Origin of the sequence: Streptomyces sp. NPDC058459 (assembly GCF_042721685.1) — a bacterium.
In the GTDB taxonomy this organism is placed as follows: domain Bacteria; phylum Actinomycetota; class Actinomycetes; order Streptomycetales; family Streptomycetaceae; genus Streptomyces.
Window position 1 is genome coordinate 1 of record NZ_JBHXLV010000407.1, and the last position, 1771, is coordinate 1771.

Sequence of the window (1771 nt, forward strand, 5' to 3'; positions counted from 1 at the left end):
GCCTCAGGTGTTCTCCCCGCCGACCGGTCGGCCCCCGGCCCGCACGGCCCCGCGAAAGGCGCCGCGACCCCCACGCGAAGCGCCGGTCCGCCCCACTGCCCGCCCTCGCGGCCGCACCCTCCAGAGGTGTTCCCGCTCGGCCGGCCCGCGCCTCGTCGGCGGCGGAAGGCCCCCGGCCCCCCGCCCGTCGCAGAGCCGTGCATCCGAGGCCCCGGCCGCGCCCGCCGAGGTCTCCGCCCCCACAGGATCAGGAGCGAGGGGACATGGAACCCACCACACGCGCCCGCGCGCGGATCGTTCTCTCCGCGACGGACATCGACAGCTGGCCCGACGCGGCGGACATCCGGATGCCCGCCGCGGCCAAGTGCCGGTCACGCAGCCTCACCGTCTGCTTCCCCGCGGTGGACCGCGCCGTTCCGATCTGCCGCCACATATCCGGGATGTGGCTGGAGGGGCAGGGGCTGGCGGACCGGGACGTCCGGTACACGGCCCTGCTCGTCACCACGGAACTGGCGACGAACGCCATCGTCCACACCGACAGCGCCGTCATCGTCGCCGGCCTGCGGAGGAACCGGACCCACCTGCGCATCCAGGTGCGTGATCAGGGGCGGACGGCGACGGAGAAGCACTGGCACAAGGTCTCGGGCTTCGGTCGCGGTCTCGGCATAGTCGCCGGCTGCACCCGGGAGTTCGGTACCCACGTGGACGACGACGGCGCCCGCACGATCTGGGCCACGGTCGCCCTGACGGCGGGCTGACAGCAGGGCGCACGCCGGTGCGGCACCAGACCTCCCGTGCGCCCGTTGCCCCCGGATCGAGTGATTGACGTCTTGCCAACGCCGCTTGTCTGTGGGGTACTTGAAGCAGCGAACCGGTGGGCCGCCCATCCCATGACCGGGGATCACGGTAAGGGGCGGCGTCCGCCGGTTTTTCCCTGTCTGACTTCACCTGTCCGACGTGAAGGGGATCTTCTCGGCACGACGGCATGCGTCAGTCGCCTGCTCTCCCGTGCGCTTCCTCCGCCAAGGCCGGCCCGGCAAACTCACGGTTCCGCTGCGCCCCCTGTCTGTCCTGTCAGCGAGGAGTTCCTCCATGCCCATTTCCCCGAACCAGGGATCCACCGGCGGTGGCACGCTGGTGACGATCACAGGAACGAATCTGTCCGGCACGACCGCCGTCAAGTTCGGCGGCAAGCCGGCCACCAGCATCACCAACGTCTCACCGACCCAGGTCACGGCCGTCTCACCCTCCGGCAGCGGCACCGTCGGAGTCACCGTGACCACCCCGGGCGGTACCAGCAACCCCATCCCGTTCTTCTACGTCGGAGCGCCGTTCAAGTCCGCGGTCGGCCCGGTCTCCGGCCCGCTGGCCGGCGGCAACACCGTCACCATCAGCGGTGTCGGGCTGGCGACGGCCACCAGTGTGTCCTTCGGCGGCATCACCGCCACGCCGACGGTCGTCTCCGACACCCAGCTCACCGTCACCGCACCGGCAGGCGCGGCGGCCGGCCCCGTAGGGGTCAGTGTGACCACGGCGGGTGGGACGAACAACGGTCTGTCCTACACCTACGTGGACGCCCCCACCGTGGCCACGGTCGCGCCCTCCTCCGGGCCGACCTCGGGCGGTACGGGCGTGACCATCACCGGCACCAACCTCGCCACCACCGAGTCCGTCACCTTCGACGGCACCCCCGCGCCGTTCTCCGTGGTGAACAGCACCACGGTCTCGGCGGTGACCCCGCCCGGCGCCGCCGGATCGGTCGACGTGGTGG

2 protein-coding genes are annotated in these 1771 nt (G+C 71.8%); both read left to right on the forward strand.

The features are described 5' to 3' along the window. Positions 1–263: 263 nt before the first annotated feature. Positions 264–758, forward strand: coding sequence for an ATP-binding protein (locus ACFWN1_RS33155; RefSeq protein WP_384370442.1), 495 nt, complete (start codon positions 264–266; stop codon positions 756–758). Positions 759–1092: 334 nt separating this feature from the next. Next, the coding region (locus ACFWN1_RS33160) for an IPT/TIG domain-containing protein (protein ID WP_384370445.1) at positions 1093–1771 on the forward strand (679 nt) is incomplete at its 3' end.